The organism is Schleiferilactobacillus harbinensis, from assembly GCF_008694105.1.
Taxonomy (GTDB): Bacteria; Bacillota; Bacilli; order Lactobacillales; family Lactobacillaceae; genus Schleiferilactobacillus; species Schleiferilactobacillus harbinensis.
Genome location: NZ_CP041364.1, coordinates 47,004 through 64,947 on the forward strand (window position 1 = coordinate 47,004; position 17,944 = coordinate 64,947).

Genomic DNA, 17,944 nt, shown 5'->3' on the forward strand with positions numbered 1-17,944 from the left:
TCACATCGTATTGATAGCGACATCGTGATCCTCTCATTTTTAAGCACCTGAATCACTTTGCGACTACGAAAGGAGCAGAGTCAATTGGACAACTTATTTACGAATAGCTCCCGTAACGTGTTAGCCCTTGCCCAACAGCAAGCCCGCTACTTCCACCACCATGCAGTGGGGACGGAGCACTTGCTGTTGGCACTGGTGCTGGAGACGGACGGAGTGGCCGGCAAAACCTTGCGGCAGCTGACCATCAGTCCGGACGACGTGAAAGAAGAAATTGAACGCTTCACGGGCTTCGGGGCGACTTCTGCTTCTGATCAGCCCGATGAGACAAGTTACTTGCCCTATTCACCAAAGGCGAAGCAGATTCTTTCCTACGCCGGTGACGAGGCAAAGCGCTTAGGCGCCAGCAAGATTGGGACGGAACACATGCTGCTGGGGATTCTCCATGAGGATGACATTCTGGCTGCACGGATTCTGACTAATCTTGGTCTGAGCCTGTCAAAGACGCGCCAGGTATTATTGAAGAAAATGGGTGTCCGGGATACTGGCAGCAAGCGGCCGACGGATCGGCGCAGTGCTGCAGGCAATCCTCAGGGCACGCCGACCTTGGATGGCTTAGCCCGGGATCTGACCCAACTCGCGCGCGAGAACGGAATGGATCCGGTTGTTGGCCGGGAAAAGGAAGTCCGCCGGGTCATTCAGATTCTGTCCCGCCGCACCAAGAACAATCCCGTCCTGGTGGGTGAGCCAGGGGTGGGTAAAACCGCCATCGCTGAAGGCTTGGCCCAACGTATTGTTGACGGCAAGGTTCCTGAGGACATGGCCAACAAGCGCCTGATGATGCTGGATATGGGGTCTTTGGTGGCCGGTACCAAGTATCGGGGCGAGTTTGAAGACCGATTGAAGAAAGTCATTGATGAAATTTACCGGGATGGCAACGTCATTCTCTTCATTGATGAACTGCATACCTTGATCGGCGCCGGTGGTGCCGAAGGGGCGATTGATGCCAGCAATATTTTGAAGCCGGCGCTAGCCCGGGGTGAGCTCCAATTGGTCGGGGCCACCACACTGGATGAATATCAGAAGTATATTGAAAAAGATTCCGCGTTGGAGCGGCGGTTTGCCACGGTACAGATCGACGAGCCGACCCCGGAGGAAACCGAACAGATTTTGAAAGGCCTGCGCCCGCGTTATGAGCAGCATCACGGGATCACCATCAGTGATGAGGCCTTGCACGAAGCCGTTGTCCTATCGAATCGCTACATCACGAACCGTTTCCTGCCGGATAAGGCCATCGATCTGGTGGATGAATCTGCCGCGAAGGTCCGCTTGGATTCCGCCGACAAGAAATCCCCGGAAGATAAGCTGCAGGACAAGATTCGCGACCTGATCAGCAAGAAGGAAGCGGCTATTGAGAACCAAGACTTTGAAACGGCCGCCAACTATCGGGAAGACGAAATGAGCTTGAAGTCTCAGCTGGAAGCTACCGAGGCCAAGGACGATACGTCCGGTATTCGGACCGACATCCAAGTCACTGGCGAGGATGTTGCTCAGGTCGTTTCAGAATGGACTGGCGTGCCGCTGACCCAGCTGCAAAAGAGCGAAAGCGAACGGCTGGTGAACCTGGAAAGCATTCTCCACAAACGGGTCGTTGGCCAGGACGAAGCTGTCTCCGCGGTTGCCCGGGCCATTCGCCGGGCCCGCAGCGGTTTGAAGGACCCCAGCCGGCCCATCGGCTCGTTCATGTTCCTCGGCCCCACCGGTGTCGGCAAGACCGAGCTGGCTAAGGCCCTGGCTGAGGCAATGTTCGGCTCTGAGGATAACCTCATTCGGGTCGACATGTCTGAGTACCAGGAACAATACACCACCTCGCGGCTCATCGGTTCGCCTCCGGGTTACGTCGGCTACGACGAGGGCGGTCAATTGACCGAAAAGGTTCGCAACAAGCCGTATTCGGTCGTCCTCTTCGATGAAGTGGAAAAGGCCCATCCAGATGTCTTCAACATTCTGCTGCAAGTCCTGGATGACGGTTATTTGACGGATGCCAAGGGCCGTCGGGTCGATTTCCGCAACACCATTCTGATCATGACCTCCAACCTGGGTGCCACCGCTGTCCGCGACGACAAGTCTGTGGGCTTCGGTGTTCAAGATAAGGGGCAAGATTACAGCGATATGCGGGGCAAGATTCTGGATGCGTTGAAGCAGTTCTTCCGTCCGGAATTCATCAACCGGATCGACGAAGTGGTTGTCTTCCATCCATTGGATAAGGAACAACTGCGCAAGATCGTCCGGATCATGTCCAAGCAGGTTCTGCAGCGGCTTGAGGAACAGGATGTGTCGGTCAAGATGACCACTTCCGCCCTTGATGTCGTCGCGGCTAAGGGCTTCGATCCAGATTACGGTGCTCGGCCGATTCGCCGGGCCCTGCAACGGCAAGTTGAGGACAGCGTCAGCGAGATGCTGCTCAGCGGCGAGATCAAGGCCGGCGATCACATTACGATCGGTGCGCGCAAGGGGAAGATCACTGTTACGGTGAAGCACCCCCACGATCACCAGAAGAAACCGGCTGCTCCGAAAGAAACCGTTAAAGCATAATGCATACCAAGAAGCACCAGACCACCTCTGCGGTTGTCTGGTGCTTCTTTCGTGCTACAATAAAACCATTGCTTTCAATGGAAGGATGGTCACAACGTGGCAGAGATCATAGCGACAACGGAATCCCTGGAACAGGCTCAGCACTTGCTGAATGCTGGGGTGGATTGGCTATATGCCGGGGAGGACGAATTCGGCTTGCGCCTCCCGCACAGTTTTGGCCGGGATGAATTACCGGCCCTGGTCCAGCTGGCGCACCAAGCCGGAAAGAAAATCATGGTGGCGGTCAACGCTATTTTTCATAACGATCGCATCGTTAAAGTAGCCGACTACCTCCAATTTCTCACCGACTTGCACGTGGACATGGTCAGCATCGGCGACCCTGGGGCGATCCATGTGCTGCAAACCAACCGGTTTCCGCTGCCGTATCTCTATGACGGCGCTGATTTGGTGACCAGTTCCCGCCAGATCAACTTCTGGGGCCGGCATGGGGCGGTGGCGGCGCAAGTCGCACCGGAAGTGCCTTATGGTGAGCTGGTGCCGCTCATGCAGCATGTCGATATTCCGGTGTCTTATCTGGTCTATGGCGCCAGTGTGATTCATCAATCCGGCCGGCCGCTGGTGGATAACTATTTTTCTTTCGTGAAACAGCACCAGGAACGGTCCGACCGTCAGCGCGGTCTGTTCATTTCCGCGCCGCATAAGCCGGAGACCCATTACTCGATCTATGAGGACATCAATGGTACTCATGTCTTTGCCACGAATGATGTGAACCTGATGCCGGCGCTGACCAGGGTCCACGATTTGGGCATCCAGTACTGGAAGCTGGATGGATTGTTCGTGCCCGGCCAGCAGTTTGCCCAAATTGCGGCGGCGTTCGTTCACGCCCGGGATGCGCTGGCGGTGGGGACATGGACGGCAGATCTGGCCGCGGACGGCCAGCACGTGATTGCGGACAACACGCCCGCCAATCGCGCAACGGATACTGGATTCTTTGATATTGATCCAAACGAGGTGCAATAAATGATAAAAAGACCAGAAGTACTTGCCCCAGCCGGGACGTTAGAAAAATTACAGGTGGCCATTGACTACGGGGCCGACGCGGTCTATATCGGCGGCGACGCCTATGGCTTGCGGACGCGGGCGGGGAATTTCTCCTTTGACCAGATGCGGGCAGGTGTCGAGTATGCCCATGCTCGCCACGCCAAGGTCTATGTGGCGGCCAACATCGTCGCCCACGAGGGTAACTTGCCCGGGGCTGAGGAATTCTTCCAGCATGTGCAGGAAACCGGTGTTGACGCTGTGATCGTTTCCGACCCAGCATTGATCCAGACTTGTGTCCTGGCCGCCCCAGGCTTAGCAATTCATCTATCTACCCAGGCGTCTTCCTGCAACTGGGAAACCTTGAATTTCTGGCAGGATGAGGGCTTGGAACGGGTCGTCTTGGCTCGGGAAGTCGGGATTGAAGAAATCAAAGAAATGCGCCGGCACACGGACATCCAGATCGAAGCCTTCATCCATGGGGCGATGTGCATCGGCTACTCCGGCCGCTGTGTGCTGTCCAATCATATGGGGCTGCGGGATGCCAACCGGGGCGGTTGTGCCCAGAACTGCCGCTGGAAGTACGATATATTTGACATGCCTCAGCTCGGTCAGAAAAACGACCTGACTAGTGTCGGTCCAGACGGGAAGAAAGAAGCCTTCTCCATGAGTGCGGTGGATATGGCCATGATCGACCATATTCCGGACTTGATCGATGCTGGCGTGGATTCATTGAAAATTGAGGGGCGGATGAAGACAGTGCATTACGTCTCGACGGTGGCCAATGTTTATTCCGCGGCAGTGGATGCATACATGCGCGATCCGGCACATTACCATACGGATCCGGCTTGGGTGGATGACCTGTGGAAAGTTGCCCAGCGCGGTATGTCCACTGGCTTTTACTATGGTACCCCGACGGAACAGGATGAGCTTTTCGACGAAGGGCGGGAACGGCCGCAGTACCGCTTCATTGGCGAAGTTCAGGCTTACGATGCAGCCACCCAGACGGTGACGGTTCAGCAGCGGAACAACTTTGGAATCGGCGACCCCATTGAATTTTATGGTCCTGGGTTCACTCACTATGCGATGACGCTGCAGGATTTGTTCGATGAAGACGGCAACGCCATTGATCGCGCACCCCACGCCATGCAGATCGTCACGTTCCATTGTCCGCATCCCGTCCGGCCTGGTGATTTTCTCCGTGGTCAGCGGGTACGCCGGCCGCACCAGCGGAAGGCTGTTCAACATGCGTGAGCAGAAAGGTCGACAATGATGGTCACAGTGCATACAATAAACAATCTAACGCCCAGCCAGCTGAAACGGTTGGGTGAGATCTGGCTGGCCGGCAACCAGCAGGCCCATCACTTCATTCCCAGTGAATATTGGGAGAAGAATCAGGCCGCACTGCTGGCAGCCCTGCCGGATGCCGAAGTGACTGTCGCGGTGGACGACCAAGGCCGGATCCTTGGCTTTGCCGGGATGCAGGGTAATGAGCTGGCTGGGCTCTTCGTGGATCAGGCCAGCCGGCAGCATGGTGTCGGCACCGCGCTGATCCGCTATCTGCAGCAGCACCATCGGCGTATCACACTGCACGTCTATGTCAAGAATCAGCCCGCCTATCAGTTCTACGCCCAGCAGCAATTTACCACCATTGCCCGGCAGGTGGACGACGCCACCGGTGAAGCAGAATTGACGATGCAGTGGGTGGGTTGACTTTTAGAATTTACGGAGTATACTTTTAAAAGTATATGTCTATGAGTCGGAAAAGCGAGTCGCGATCTATTGTCCGGGACTTGCAAAATAGTGGTCAAAAACAACCAGGTAGCTGGACTGTTTTTGACCTTTATTTTGCCCAAAAACCGAACAAACCAGCGATCTTAACAAAATCTTAACAATTTACGCTGCCGGCTCGGGTCACAACTTATGAGGGGTGAATCATTTGTCAGGTCATTTAGTGAAATATGGTAAACACCGCACCCGCAGAAGTTATGCGCGCATCAAGGAAGTACTGGATCTGCCTAACCTGATCGAAATTCAATCGAATTCTTATCAATGGTTCTTGGACGAAGGCTTGAAGGAAATGTTCGATGACATTATGCCCATCGACGATTTCCAAGGCAAGTTATCCTTGGAGTATCAAGGATACAAGCTGCTGGAACCCAAGTATACGGTAGAAGAAGCACGCCAGCACGATGCCAATTACTCTGCACCGCTGCACGTTACATTACGGCTCACCAACCACGACACCGGGGAAATTAAATCCCAGGATGTCTTCTTCGGTGACTTCCCGTTAATGACCGAGCAGGGGACATTCATCATCAACGGGGCGGAGCGAGTGATCGTTTCCCAGTTGGTGCGTTCTCCCGGCGTTTATTTCAATTCACAAGTCGACAAGAACTCACGGACGACATGGGGCACCACAGTGATCCCCAACCGCGGGGCTTGGCTCGAATACGAGACAGACGCCAAGGATATTGCTTACGTCCGCATCGATCGCACCCGGAAGCTGCCCATCACGGTATTGCTGCGGGCCCTGGGCTTCGGCTCTGATTCCGACATCATCGACATTCTCGGTGATTCTGAATCCCTGATGCTGACGCTGGAAAAGGATATTCACAAGAATACAGAAGATCCGCGGGTCGATGAGGCCTTGAAGGATGTCTATGAACGGTTGCGCCCCGGCGAACCGAAGACAGCCGACAGTTCCCGGTCCCTGCTGTATGCTCGCTTCTTTGATCCCAAGCGCTACGATACAGCAGCCGTTGGCCGGTACAAGTTCAATAAGAAATTAAACCTGAAGACCCGCCTGCTGGACCAAACCCTGGCTGAAACCTTGGCTGATCCGGATACTGGCGAAGTCATTGCCAATAAGGGCGACTTGATCGATCGCAAGGTTATGGCCAAATTGGCGCCCTATCTGGATCGGGATGACTTCAAGACGATCACGTATACGCCCTCTGAAGACGGCGTTGTGACTGATCCGATGGTCCTCCAAATCGTCAAGGTTTATTCCAAGACGGATCCGGAACGGGAAGTTAACATGATCGGCAACGGTCATATTGATCCTAAGACCAAGCACGTGACCCCGGCTGACATTTTCTCCTCCGTCAACTACTTCTTAAATCTGCAAGAAGGCATTGGCACGACGGATGATATCGACCACTTGGGCAACCGGCGGATTCGTTCCGTGGGCGAATTGCTCCAGAACCAGTTCCGTATCGGGTTAGCCCGGATGGAGCGGGTCGTGCGGGAACGGATGTCGATTCAAGACGCTAATACCGTGACCCCCCAGCAATTGATCAACATTCGGCCGGTCGTTGCGGCTGTTAAGGAATTCTTCGGGTCCTCCCAACTGTCCCAGTTCATGGACCAGAACAACCCCTTAGCCGAATTGACCCACAAGCGGCGTTTGTCCGCCCTTGGACCGGGTGGTTTGACCCGGGATCGGGCCGGTTACGAAGTGCGGGATGTCCACTATACGCATTACGGCCGGATGTGTCCCATTGAAACCCCTGAAGGCCCGAACATCGGCTTGATCAACAACCTGGCCACGTATGCCCGGGTGAACAAGTATGGCTTTATCGAAAGCCCATACCGTCGGGTTTCTTGGGAAACCCACAAGGTGACCGATAAGATCGACTACTTGACCGCCGACGAAGAAGATAACTACATCGTTGCCCAGGCCAACTCGGTCTTGAACGATGACGGTTCTTTCCGGGACAAGACGGTTTTGGCCCGGCACAAGGATGACAACATTGAAACCAGCCCGGACAACGTCGACTACATGGACGTTTCACCCAAGCAGGTTGTCTCTGTCGCTTCCGCGTGTATTCCATTCTTGGAAAACGATGACTCCAACCGGGCCCTGATGGGTGCCAACATGCAGCGGCAGGCTGTGCCGCTGATCAATCCCCACGCGCCGTTAGTCGGTACCGGGATGGAATATGTGGCCGCCCATGACTCGGGGACCGCGATGCTGGCTGAACATGCCGGTACGGTCGAATTCGTTGATGCCAAGGAAATCCGGGTCCGCCGCGAAGACGGGGCCCTGGATAAGTACAAATTGACGAAGTTCCGCCGGTCTAATTCTGGTAAGAGCTACAACCAGCGGCCAATCGTCCGCAAGGGCGACAAGATCGACGACCGCGAAGTGATCGCCGATGGGCCGGCCATGGAGAACGGCGAGTTAGCCTTAGGCCAAAACCCGCTGATTGCCTTCATGACTTGGAACATGTACAACTACGAAGACGCGGTTGTCTTGAGCGAACGGCTGGTTAAGGATGATGTCTACACTTCGATCCATATTGAAGAATATGAATCCGAAGCGCGGGACACCAAACTGGGACCGGAAGAAATCACCCGTGAAATTCCCAACGTCGGTGAAGACGCGCTGAAGGACTTGGACGAATTCGGGATCGTCCGGATCGGTGCCGAAGTCCGCGACGGCGATATCTTAGTCGGCAAGGTCACCCCCAAGGGAATGACCGAACTGTCCGCGGAAGATCGCTTGCTCCATGCCATCTTTGGGGAAAAGGCCCGTGAAGTGCGGGATACATCCTTGAAGGTACCCCATGGCGGCGGCGGTATTATCCAAGACGTCAAGATCTTCACCCGGGAGGCCGGCGATGAGCTGTCCCCTGGTGTGAATATGCTGGTGCGGGTTTATATCGCTCAGAAGCGGAAGATCCAAGTCGGCGATAAGATGGCCGGCCGGCATGGTAACAAGGGGACAGTGTCCATCGTTGTTCCTGAAGAAGACATGCCGTACTTGCCTGATGGTACCCCGGTTGACATTCTGTTGAACCCCATGGGTGTGCCGTCCCGGATGAACATTGGTCAGGTGCTGGAATTGCACCTGGGCATGGCCGCTCGGAACTTAGGCATTCATGTGGCCACACCAGTATTCGATGGTGTGCGGGATGAAGATCTGTGGGCAACGGTCAAAGAGGCCGGCATGGCGTCTGACGCCAAGTCCATCCTTTACGATGGCCGTACGGGTGAACCGTTTGATAACCGGATCGCCGTTGGGGTGATGTATTACCTCAAACTGGCCCACATGGTTGATGATAAGATCCATGCCCGTTCCATCGGACCGTACTCCTTAGTGACGCAGCAGCCGCTGGGTGGTAAAGCTCAGTTCGGTGGTCAGCGTTTCGGGGAAATGGAAGTTTGGGCTTTGGAAGCTTACGGGGCAGCTTATACCCTGCAAGAAATCCTGACTTACAAGTCCGATGATGTCGTGGGCCGGGTCAAGACCTATGAAGCCATCGTGAAGGGCGACCCGATTCCTAAGCCGGGGGTACCGGAATCCTTCCGGGTACTGGTTAAGGAATTGCAAGCTCTGGGTCTGGATATGAAGGTCCTGGACAGTCACAAGAACGAAATCGAGCTGCGGGACATGGACGATGACGATGATGACGTACTGAACGTCGATGCACTGTCCAAATACGCTGCGGAGCAGGAAGCCAAGAAGGCCGAAGAGGATGCTGCGAAAGCAACCGCCGCTGCGACTGATGGCAAGAGTGCACCAGCTGCGAAGGATAGTACCAACGACAACAAGTAGGAGGGCACGCATTGATAGACGTCAATAAATTTGAAAGCATGCAAATCGGCTTGGCGTCTCCGGATAAGATCCGTTCGTGGTCTTACGGAGAAGTTAAGAAGCCGGAAACCATCAACTACCGGACGTTGAAGCCCGAGCGCGATGGCTTGTTCGACGAGCGTATTTTCGGTCCGACCAAGGACTGGGAATGTGCCTGCGGCAAGTACAAGCGGATTCGGTATAAGGGCATTGTCTGCGACCGGTGCGGCGTCGAAGTGACCCGCTCCAAGGTTCGCCGGGAACGCATGGGCCATATTGAATTGGCCGCTCCTGTTTCCCACATCTGGTACTTCAAGGGCATCCCTTCTCGGATGGGCTTGGTACTCGACATGTCCCCTCGGGCACTGGAAGAAATCATCTACTTCGCTTCCTACGTCGTCATCGATCCTGGTGATTCTGATCTGGAAAAGAAGCAGCTGCTTACAGAACGAGAATACCGCGAGAAGCGTGAACAATTCGGCGACAGCTTCAACGCCAGGATGGGTGCAGAAGCCGTCAAGGAACTGTTGCGCGATGTTGATTTACAAAAGGAAGTCGTTGAACTTAAGGAAGAGCTCAAGACGGCTTCTGGCCAAAAGCGGACCCGCTCGATCCGCCGGTTGGACATTCTGGATGCCTTCCTGGAATCCGGCAACAAGCCGGAATGGATGGTGATGGATGTCATTCCAGTGATCCCGCCGGATCTGCGGCCGATGGTTCAACTCGAAGGCGGCCGGTTTGCCACCTCTGACTTGAATGATCTGTATCGCCGGGTCATCAACCGTAATAATCGGTTGAAGCGCCTGCTTGACCTGCATGCTCCGAACATTATCGTCCAAAACGAAAAGCGGATGCTCCAAGAAGCCGTTGACGCGCTGATCGATAATGGCCGGCGCGGTCGGCCAGTGACTGGTCCGGGTAACCGTCCGCTCAAGTCCCTGTCACATATGCTGAAGGGTAAGCAGGGCCGGTTCCGGCAGAACTTGCTGGGCAAGCGGGTTGACTACTCTGGCCGGTCCGTTATCGATGTCGGCCCGACACTGAAGTTCTATCAGTGCGGGGTACCCCGGGAAATGGCCTTGGAATTATTCAAGCCCTATGTCATGCGGGAACTGGTCAAGCGCAACTTGGCCTCCAACATCAAGAACGCCAAGCGCCAAATCGAACGGCAAAACGACGATGTCTGGGACGTCCTCGAAGATGTGATCAAGGAGCGGCCGGTTCTGTTGAACCGGGCCCCGACATTGCACCGTTTGGGGATCCAAGCCTTTGAGCCGGTACTGGTTGATGGTAAATCCATTCGTCTCCATCCCCTTGCTTGTGAAGCCTACAACGCCGACTTCGATGGGGATCAGATGGCGATCCACGTACCGCTGTCTGATGAAGCCCAAGCTGAAGCGCGGATGCTGATGATGGCTGCCCACCATATTTTGGCTCCTAAGGATGGCAAGCCCATCGTTACGCCGTCTCAGGACGTCGTATTGGGGAACTACTACCTGACGCTGGAAGATAAGGGCCGCCGTGGTGAAGGGATGATCTTCAAGGATACGAATGAAGCCGTTATGGCTTATCGTACCGGCAAGGTTCATTACCACACTCGGGTTGGGTTAGCGATTGACGGTTTGAAGCAGAAGCCGTTCACGGACGCCCAGCGCCACCAGATCCTGGTGACCAGCATCGGCAAGATTCTCTTCAACGAGATTCTGCCCGATGACTTCCCTTATTTGAACGAGCCGACGACTGAGAACCTGACCAACGGGGTACCCGATAAGTACTTCCTGAAGGCGGGGCAAGATATCCATGATTATTTGGATAACGCAGAATTGATTCAGCCGTTTAAGAAGGGCTACCTGAGCGATATCATTGCCCAAGTATTCAAGATCTATAAGGTACAACGGACCAGCGAATTGTTGGATGACATGAAGACTTTGGGTTACACCATCTCCACGTTGTCTGGGATCACAGTCGGGATCGCCGATGTACCGGAATTGGCTGATAAGCAGGAAATCGTTGACGATGCCCACAAGAAGGTAGCGACGGTTTCCAAGCAGTTCCGGCGGGGCTTGATTACCGACGAGGAACGCCATAACCGGATCATCAGCATCTGGAATGAAGCCAAGGACACCATTCAACAACGCTTGATCGATAGTTTCGATCCGGCGAACCCCATCTCCATGATGAGTGATTCCGGTGCCCGGGGTAACATTTCTAACTTCACTCAGCTGGCTGGGATGCGGGGCCTGATGGCCGCGCCGAACGGCGGGATGATGGAAGTTCCGGTTACCTCGAACTTCCGTGAAGGCTTGTCCGTCATGGAAATGTTCATGTCCACTCACGGTGCCCGGAAGGGTATGACCGATACGGCCTTGAAGACCGCCAACTCCGGGTATTTGACCCGGCGGCTGGTCGACGTGGCCCAAGACGTCATTGTCCGTGAAGAGGACTGTGGTACGGATCGCGGTGTGAAGGTTTCGGCCATTCGTGAAGGTAACGAAATGATTGAACCGCTCCACGACCGGATCTTCGGCCGGTTCACGATGAAGGCGGTCATGGATCCTAAGACGGGCGAAGTCATCGCCCCGAAGAATACCCTGATCGACGAAGACCTGGCTGAAAAGATCGTTGACGCTGGTGTTGAAAGTGTCACGATTCGTTCCGTCTTCACCTGCAACACGCAGCATGGTGTCTGCCGTCGCTGCTATGGCCGGAACTTGGCTACTGGTGAAGAAGTCGAAGTCGGCGAAGCAGTCGGTACAGTTGCTGCGCAGTCCATCGGCGAACCTGGTACCCAGCTGACCATGCGGAACTTCCATACCGGCGGTGTTGCCGGCGGCGAAGATATTACCCAAGGGCTTCCCCGTGTGCAAGAAATTGTTGAAGCGCGGAATCCTAAAGGTCTGTCGGTCATTACTGAAGTCACCGGTGAGATCACGGCCATTGATGAGAACCCGGCTGAACATACCCGGGAGATCACCGTGGAAGGGAAGACCGATACCCGGACTTACAGTGTGCCTTATGCGTCCAGTGTCACGGTCAAGGAAGGCGACCACGTCCATCGTGGCGACAAGCTGACCGTTGGTTCGATCGACCCGAAGGAACTGATCAAGGTCCGCGATGCGCTGACTACCGAGAACTACCTGCTGGATGAAGTCCAGAAGGTATACCGGATGCAGGGTGTGGATATCAGCGATAAGCATATCGAAGTCATGATCCGCCAGATGCTCCAGAAGGTGCGGGTCATGGATCCGGGCGACACCGACATTCTGCCGGGTACCTTGCTCGATATTGCTGATTTCGGCGAACAGAACCGGCAAACCCTGATCAAGGGGAGTATCCCCGCCACTGCGCGGCCGGTACTGCTCGGGATCACCAAGGCTGCCCTGGAGACCAACAGCTTCTTGTCTGCTGCGTCCTTCCAGGAAACGACTCGGGTATTGACCGACGCATCGATCCGGGGCAAGAACGACCCGTTGATCGGGTTGAAGGAGAACGTCATCATCGGGAAGATCATTCCGGCTGGTACCGGGATGGCGAAGTACCGCGAGATGGAACCGAAGACTGTCGGCGAGAAGCCGGAGAGTGTTTATTCCATTTCCGATATCGAGGCGCAGATGAAGCGTCAGTCGGCCAGTGATGGTACGGCTGCCGATGGCACTGCACCGGACGATGATCCGTCGATTTCGGCGACGAAGACGGCGACGAAGCCTAAGGATTCGGATAAGTAATAGGTTTTTGGGAGAAAGCACGTCATCGCAAATTGGTGACGTGCTTTTTTCGTCCGTCTAGCACCGCCGTGCCAATGCTCCGCAAGCTGCGGCGGAGGGGGCTGGCGACACGCAGCAAGTGCGAAGCCGAAGGCGTAGCTAGCCATGACGGCGTTTTGAGCCCGCTTCGCGGTCTCAAAATCGCCTAACAACATCGGCGGCAAAGCCGCCGTGTTGTTCCCATGGCTGAGCCCCATCCGCCTCCGCTTGCTACGCATTGGCACTAGAGAGCCTGCTAAATTTACCATCTGTTAGCGACTGATCAGTACTAGCAAGGAGATAAACAGGACCGGTAAAAAAGGCAGTGGCTGGTGTTGGTTGCCCCGCCGTAGCAGAATCAAGACAATCCCCAAACCGCTGGCGACGAGTAGCCAGAGCAGCACTTGGGTTAGGCCGAAAAGCAGGGCGGCGAGAGCGATGATTTCCCAATCACCGTCACCAAGTTTGCGGTAGTACACGGGTAAGATACCAGCGGCGAAGATGAGAGCGGCGGGGAGCCAGTGGAGGGTTTGCCAGGCGCAGGCTAGGCAGACCGCGGCGCCGATTCAGAACCAGCCGTCGGTGAAGCTGTACCGGTAGAGATCACTGGCGGCAAGGATGCTGAGCAGCACTGCGAAGGCAATGACGCTGGGCGGTTGGCGGATGACTAGACTGCCGCCCACCAGGCCCGCAATTTCGCCGTACCACCCCAGCGGATCAATTGCTGCTCGGCACTGCCGGCAGCGGCCGCGCAGGATCAAGAAACTGAGTATCGGAATATTATCGTAGCCCGCGATCGGGCCGCGGCAGGCTGGGCAGTACGACCGAGCCGGCTGCGGCCCGTTTTGCGTACTGCGCCATGCTTGGCATAAGAGAAAAGACGCCCAACACGCTCCCGTTAAACCGCCAAAGATCATCATCATTTTGCTCACCTCACTCATACATTACGCAAGGTGAGTTGTATGTTGCGCTGATCCTGCTGTATTCTGGATATATCAAGGTTTTCCGAAAGGACGGCGGATGAATGTTTCCCTATGACAAGGTACAGGCACTGAATGGTTTGGAGACGGATGTGTACGCCTACATTATGAAACATCGGGATGCGGTGGAAAAAATGACGATTCGCGAGCTGGCCAGCGAGTCTCACGTTTCTACGACTACGATCCTGCGGTTTGCGACTAAAATGGGCTATGCCGGATTCGCAGAATTGAAGTTCTCATTGAAACAAGATCGGTTGAACCAAGAGCATCAGGGTCATCCGGAACAATATGATATTACAGTCCCGTTGGCTGATTTTTTCAGAAAGGTGAATTCCCGGGACTTCACCGATTTGCTGGACCAAGCGGTGAAATGGCTGGCGGCGGCCAACCAGATCTATACGTTCGGTATCGGCAGCAGCGGTTATCTGGCGCAATATGGTGCCCGGTTTATTGCCAATACCGGCAAGCTGACGCTGCCCATTGTTGATCCTTTCCAGCCGTTAGCCGATGATCCGACGATTCTGAAGCACACGGTGTTTTTGATTCTGTCGGTGTCCGGCGAGACTAAGGAAGTGCTGGACATGGTCACCCAGATCCGGCGGACGGATGCGCAGATCATTGCGGTGACGAACCGGACGAATTCGACGCTGGCCCATTTGTCGGACTTGGTCATCGCCTACTATATGCCGGAAATCAAGAATGGGTCGCTGAATAATACGACTCAGGTACCGGTGGTGTATTTGCTGGAATTGCTGGGGCACCGGTTGGAGAAGTTGCGGATGGGGGAGGAAGAAAAGTCGGAGTAGGGTGTGGTTGAAAGATTGGTCTTTGATACCCGTGCTAATGCTCCGCAAGCTGCGGCAAAATGGGCTGGCGACGCGCAGCAAGTGCGAAGCCGAAGGCGTAGCTAGCTGTGACGGCGCTTGAAGCCCGCAAAGTGCGCGGTCTTCAAGCCGCCGTGTGGTTGCACGGCTGAGCCCATTTTGCCTCCGCTTGCGCCGCATTGGCACTACTCGCGCATTACAATCATCCCTGCCACTTTTCCCACTGCAAAACAAGTCACCCGCCAAGGAACATATTTTGTTTCCTGAAGGGTGTTTTTTTGCCCGGTTTTGCTCTAGCCCTCCTTTCTGATAGCGGATACACTAACAAGGAGAGTTATGAAGAAAGGCGGATTATCGATTATGAGTGGATTACCAAAGAATTTCTTATGGGGCGGCGCTGTGGCGGCCCATCAACTGGAGGGCGGCTGGCAGGCTGGCGGCAAGGGCGTCAGTGTGGCCGACGTCATGACAGCTGGGGGTAATGGGACGCCTCGGCGGATCACCGACGGCGTACAGCCCGGTGAGAACTACCCGAACCATGAGGCCATTGATTTCTACCACCATTACAAAGAAGACGTGAAGCTCTTTGCTGAATTGGGATTGAAGGCCTTTCGGACATCGATCGCTTGGACCCGAATCTATCCTAATGGGGACGAAACGGAGCCGAACGAAGCAGGCTTGCAGTTCTATGATGACTTGTTCGATGAATTGCTGAAATATGGCATCGAACCGGTGATTACGTTGTCCCACTTCGAGATGCCCTACCATTTGGTGACAGAATACGGCGGCTGGCGCAATCGGCAGGTCATCGATTTCTTCGTCCGTTTTGCCACGACTGTATTCAAGCGGTATAAGGATAAGGTCAAGTATTGGATGACGTTCAACGAGATCAACAACCAAACTGAATACAATGGCACGTTTGCTCTGTTCACCAATTCTGGAATTCAAATCAAGCCAGGGGAAAACGCCGAAGCAGTGATGTACCAAGCGGCCCATTATGAGACGGTGGCCAGTGCACTGGCGGTTCAGATTGGCCATGAAATCAACCCGGACTTCCAAATTGGCGCGATGATCGCCATGGTGCCGATCTATCCGGCCAGCCCCGATCCGCGGGATGTCTTCAAGGCCGAACGGGCGATGCAGACGCGCTACTGGTTCGCTGATGTCCAGGCCAAGGGCCGTTATCCGGAATGGCTGCGGCAATACCAGAAGAATCAGCACTTCAATCTGGATATTACCCTGGCTGACTTGGACGTGCTCAAGGCGGGGACAGTTGATTACATTGGCTTCAGCTACTACATGTCCTTCGCTGTGAAGGCGCAAAAGAACGAACCGGCCAGCTTCAAGTATGTCGAAGGCCGGGATGGGGTGGAGAATCCCACTGTCAAGCGTTCAGAATGGGGCTGGCAGATCGATCCCCAAGGATTGCGCTATGCCATGAACTGGTTCGCCGATCGCTATGATCTGCCCCTGTTCATCGTTGAGAACGGTTTTGGGGCAATCGATAAGCGCGAAGCGGACGGCAGTGTCCACGATCCGTATCGGGTCGACTACCTGCGCCAGCATATTGAACAGATGAAGCTGGCAGTCGAAGAAGACGGCATCAAGCTGATGGGCTATACCCCTTGGGGCTTCATTGATCTGGTCTCCGCCGGCAGCGGTCAAATGGATAAGCGTTACGGTTTCATCTATGTCGACAAGAATGATGCCGGCGAAGGCACGCTGGCCCGGTCTAAGAAGGATTCCTTCTACTGGTACCAGCATGTGATTCAAACCAACGGGGCTGACCTCTCGGATGTCGTACCCGCCAAGCAGTAAACTTCAGCAAGTATTATTGCTGGTTTGAGCAGTCAAACATTTTTTGAATAAGCAGACCAATTGCCTTGAAAGGCAAGCGGTTTGCTTATTTTGGCTTGCACAGCCAAGTCAGTGTTCAGCAGAACATTTTTCTTGATGGCTCTTGCTAGTGCATACGGTTTCTGCCAGAAGAAAGGAAGTGTTATTTTAAGGACTTACAGAAGTGACGATTTGACAATATTTCTCAAAGCTGTACAAAATCGAGAAAATAAGACGTTATTTAAGCGATTACATGTTGGCATCCGTGCCAACATGTGTTACTCTGTCTTAGTAAACGTTTACGTGGAGGAAAGCAAATGCCAACTATCAAGGACATCGCCACCTTAGCCGGTGTATCGATCGCCACCGTCTCTAGGGTGCTCAACAATTTGGGAGGGTACAGCGAAGAGACAAGAAAGAAAGTCATGGCAGCAGCGGAGAGTATGAACTACTACCGCAACGAAATGGCGGCCGGTCTGAAAAAAAGTTCGGCCCACATCATTGGCCTGATCATGCCCACGTCACCGACTCTGTTCTATGGGGATATTATCGAAGGGCTCGAGTCAGAAGCCCAAAAGCATGGTTATGGGGTCATTATCGCGCATGCCAGTGCTGATGGGATCAACCTCAGCGAAATCATCAGTCTCATGGCAGAACGCCGGGTCGAAGGTCTGGTCATTGCGTCCATGGCTTTAGTGCAAAACGTGATTACCCAAATCAATGGTCTGCCCTTTCCGGTTGTCTTGGTTTCCACCAAGTCGGATAAAAGCATTCCGTATATCAAAGTCGATGATGAGTCGGCTTCCTTTGATGCCACCGAATATTTGATTCACCATGGCTATGAAAAGATTGCCATTGCCGGGCCAAATATCAGCGACCAAATCGCTGGGGTACCGCGAATCAATGGCTACAAGCGCGCCATGCAGAAGCACCATTTGCCGGTCGATCCTGACTGGATTTTTTATGGCACGTTCTCGTTTGAATCCGGGATCCAGGCGATGAAATACTATTTCCAATTAAGCAATCGACCCGAAGCGGTGTTTTCCGTATCTGACGATACCGCCATCGGGATCATTGTGACGGCCACACAGGAAGGGTTACAGGTGCCAAAAGACATTGCGGTCATTGGGTACGACAATACCCGAGTGGCCGAGATGTCTAACCCGCCATTAACGGCGATCAGCCAGCCATTTTTCGAGATGGGGGCTAAGGCCGGCCGAAAGATTATCGATGCGGTGGAATCTAATCAGCCCATTGAGTCTGAAATTTTACCCCACACGATCGTTGAACGGCGGTCGGTATAATTCAATATTGCCTCAATTTACGGCTTACGTAAACGTATACGTAAGC

Annotated in this window: 11 protein-coding genes; 9 read left to right on the forward strand and 2 right to left on the reverse strand. The window is 54.4% G+C overall.

All coding sequences use genetic code 11. The annotated features are described in order from the left end of the window. Positions 1-84 precede the first annotated feature (84 nt). From FMM01_RS00250 to rpoC, 6 genes are all read left to right on the forward strand, one after another. Positions 85-2,592 carry an ATP-dependent Clp protease ATP-binding subunit gene (locus FMM01_RS00250; protein WP_150391363.1) on the forward strand — a complete coding sequence of 836 codons (2,508 nt, stop codon included), beginning with the start codon at positions 85-87 and terminating at the stop codon, positions 2,590-2,592. A 96-nt stretch (positions 2,593-2,688) separates the two neighbouring features. Continuing rightward, positions 2,689-3,612, forward strand: a complete 924-nt coding sequence (locus FMM01_RS00255; RefSeq protein ID WP_150391364.1) for a peptidase U32 family protein — start codon at positions 2,689-2,691, stop codon at positions 3,610-3,612. Next, entirely contained in the window at positions 3,613-4,884 is a 1,272-nt protein-coding gene (locus tag FMM01_RS00260; RefSeq protein WP_150391365.1) for a peptidase U32 family protein, read from the forward strand. Positions 4,885-4,899: 15 nt separating this feature from the next. Further along, positions 4,900-5,343 (forward strand): GNAT family N-acetyltransferase, encoded by a 444-nt coding sequence (locus tag FMM01_RS00265; protein ID WP_146995290.1) that lies wholly within the window; start codon positions 4,900-4,902, stop codon positions 5,341-5,343. A 226-nt stretch (positions 5,344-5,569) separates the two neighbouring features. Next, a complete protein-coding gene (rpoB, locus tag FMM01_RS00270) occupies positions 5,570-9,193 on the forward strand; it encodes a DNA-directed RNA polymerase subunit beta (RefSeq protein ID WP_027829001.1) in 3,624 nt (1,207 codons plus the stop codon). 11 nt (positions 9,194-9,204) lie between these two features. Further along, positions 9,205-12,936: a DNA-directed RNA polymerase subunit beta' gene (gene rpoC / locus FMM01_RS00275; protein ID WP_150391366.1), complete on the forward strand. Its 3,732-nt coding sequence runs from the start codon at positions 9,205-9,207 to the stop codon at positions 12,934-12,936. Positions 12,937-13,226: 290 nt separating this feature from the next. Here the strand turns inward: rpoC and FMM01_RS00280 are convergent, their stop codons facing one another. Next, positions 13,227-13,433 (reverse strand): hypothetical protein, encoded by a 207-nt coding sequence (locus FMM01_RS00280; RefSeq protein ID WP_150391367.1) that lies wholly within the window; start codon positions 13,431-13,433, stop codon positions 13,227-13,229. Positions 13,434-13,520: 87 nt separating this feature from the next. Further along, positions 13,521-13,877: a prepilin peptidase gene (locus FMM01_RS00285; RefSeq protein ID WP_190973414.1), complete on the reverse strand. Its 357-nt coding sequence runs from the start codon at positions 13,875-13,877 to the stop codon at positions 13,521-13,523. Positions 13,878-13,978: 101 nt separating this feature from the next. Between FMM01_RS00285 and FMM01_RS00290 the strand changes: the two genes are divergently transcribed. From FMM01_RS00290 to FMM01_RS00300, 3 genes are all read left to right on the forward strand, one after another. Beyond that, complete coding sequence (locus FMM01_RS00290; protein ID WP_150391369.1) at positions 13,979-14,740, forward strand: MurR/RpiR family transcriptional regulator; 762 nt, start codon at positions 13,979-13,981, stop codon at positions 14,738-14,740. Positions 14,741-15,118: 378 nt separating this feature from the next. Next, positions 15,119-16,576, forward strand: coding sequence for a 6-phospho-beta-glucosidase (locus tag FMM01_RS00295; RefSeq protein ID WP_027828998.1), 1,458 nt, complete (start codon positions 15,119-15,121; stop codon positions 16,574-16,576). A gap of 335 nt (positions 16,577-16,911) precedes the next feature. Next, positions 16,912-17,898, forward strand: a complete 987-nt coding sequence (locus tag FMM01_RS00300; RefSeq protein ID WP_027828997.1) for a LacI family DNA-binding transcriptional regulator — start codon at positions 16,912-16,914, stop codon at positions 17,896-17,898. Positions 17,899-17,944: the final 46 nt, after the last annotated feature.